The organism is Streptomyces sp. 13-12-16 (genome assembly GCF_002114215.1).
Classification (GTDB): domain Bacteria; phylum Actinomycetota; class Actinomycetes; order Streptomycetales; family Streptomycetaceae; genus Streptomyces.
Map to the genome: position 1 here is coordinate 1 of NZ_NCTE01000833.1, position 2,073 is coordinate 2,073.

Annotated in this window: 3 protein-coding genes; all 3 read left to right on the forward strand. The window is 71.2% G+C overall.

The features are described 5' to 3' along the window. A partial coding sequence (locus tag B7767_RS30140) for a CGNR zinc finger domain-containing protein (RefSeq protein ID WP_143652701.1) occupies positions 1–243 on the forward strand: 243 nt, incomplete at its 5' end. Positions 244–508: 265 nt separating this feature from the next. Next, positions 509–1,093 carry a sigma-70 family RNA polymerase sigma factor gene (locus B7767_RS30145; RefSeq protein WP_004930798.1) on the forward strand — a complete coding sequence of 195 codons (585 nt, stop codon included), beginning with the start codon at positions 509–511 and terminating at the stop codon, positions 1,091–1,093. 65 nt (positions 1,094–1,158) lie between these two features. Beyond that, positions 1,159–1,920: an anti-sigma factor gene (locus B7767_RS30150; protein WP_306298003.1), complete on the forward strand. Its 762-nt coding sequence runs from the start codon at positions 1,159–1,161 to the stop codon at positions 1,918–1,920. Positions 1,921–2,073 lie beyond the last annotated feature (153 nt).

Here is a 2,073-nt window from a genome sequence, read left to right on the forward strand (position 1 = left end):
CGCCGCCTCGACGGCCCGCCCGGCCGCGCGGCGCTGCTCGCGGCCGTCGCGCGGGACGCGGTGGAGCTGCTCACCGACCCCGTCGCGCTCGGGAGCCTGCGGCAGTGCGAGGGCGACAACTGCCCGATCGTGTACCTCGACACCTCCCGGGGGCGCAGGCGGCGCTGGTGCTCCAGCGAGATCTGCGGCAACCGGGAGCGCGTGGCCCGCCACCGCCGGCGCGCGGCACTCGCGCGGGCCTGACCGTCTCCGGTGCCGTCCATCGCCGTCCACGGGAGGACTCCGAAGTGACGTCGGTTACACCGCAGTTCGCCGCCCTCGCGTTGTGATCGGCATCACACCCCCGTCGTTGTGTCGGAAATGTAAAGAAGTGGCGGGGGAATTGTTGGTTCATGTCCCGGTCGTCACCTGACCTCGCGGAAAACTGCCATCTCGCTTTGAACACGCGCCCCCTGACGTCCGTACCGGTTGTCGAGCGACCGACTGGGGGATCCCCCGGACACCGGAGGTGGGCGTGCGCAAGGATGCGGCCGTGGCCAATGAACGTGGAGCGAGGGCCCGACATCGCATGTCCTCACAGCCCTCGGAACCAGACGAGGAGCTGATGCGCGCGCTGTACCGCGAGCACGCCGGACCTCTGCTGGCCTACGTCCTGCGGCTGGTCGCCGGAGACCGGCAGCGCGCCGAGGACGTCGTTCAGGAAACGCTCATCCGTGCCTGGAAGAACGCCGGTCAGCTCAATCGGGCGACCGGTTCGGTACGCCCCTGGCTGGTGACGGTCGCCCGGCGCATCGTCATCGACGGCCACCGCAGCCGGCAGGCCCGGCCGCAGGAGGTCGATCCGTCGCCGCTGGAGGTCATCCCCGCGGAGGACGAGATCGACAAGGCGCTGTGGCTGATGACGCTGTCGGACGCGCTCGACGACCTGACCCCGGCTCACCGGGAGGTACTCGTCGAGACGTACTTCAAGGGGCGTACCGTCAATGAGGCGGCGCAGACACTCGGCATACCCAGCGGCACCGTCCGCTCCCGGGTCTTCTACGCCCTGCGGTCGATGAAGCTGGCTCTGGAGGAGCGGGGGGTGACGGCGTGACGAGGGTCTACGGGGGATACGGAGAGGGCGGCACGGGTATGTCTGGTCCCATGCAGGGATCACCGGTGCCGAACGAACACGAGACCGTCGGCGCCTACGCCCTCGGCATCCTCGACGACGCCGAGGCAACCGCTTTCGAGGCGCACCTCGCGACCTGCGAGTGGTGCGCCCAGCAGCTCGACGAGCTCGCCGGCATGGAACCGATGCTGGCCGCGCTCGCGGACCTGCCCGGTACCGGGACGCCCGCGCTGGGCGAGTCGCTGTCCGCCAGGCCCTCCCCGCGCGTGGTGGAGAAGCTGGTCGACGAGGTGGCAGAGCGCCGCGCGAGGAAGCGCCGCCGCAACTTCTACATGGTGGCGGCCGCCGGCGCGCTGATCATCAGCGGGCCCTTCGTGGCCGTCGCGGCCAGCGGCGGGGGCGACGAGGGCGGAGGTGGGAGCGGTACCAACCAGACGCTCGCGGCCAACCCCGCGAAGGAGGCCTTCGACAAGAGCTCCGACAAGATCATGGCGACCGATCCCGGCACCCAGGTGACCGCGACGGTGGCCCTGGAGGAGAAGCTCTGGGGCACCGAGATCGTCACGGAGCTGAAGAACGTCGAGGGCCCGCAGAAGTGCTCGCTCGTCGCCGTCGGCAAGAACGGCGAGCGCGAGACGGTGAACTCCTGGTCCGTGCCCGGCGAGGGGTACGGACTGCCCGACGCCAAGACGGACAAGGCCAAGCAGCCCCTGTACGTCCAGGGCGGCGCCGCCTTCGCGCCGAACGAGATCGACCACTTCCAGGTCATGACCTTCGACGGCAAGCTGCTCGTCGAGGTCGACGCGTAGGGCCTGCCCAGCGGACCCGGCCGGAGGAGAAGCGCGGTCCCGGCCGACACCGGTGGGCGAGGGCGACGGGGGTGCCCCCGCGCACGGGGGTCCCTCCCGCGCGGGCGAAGCCGGGCGCGGGGGAGCGGCCGGGCGCGGGGGAGCCGGCGACCG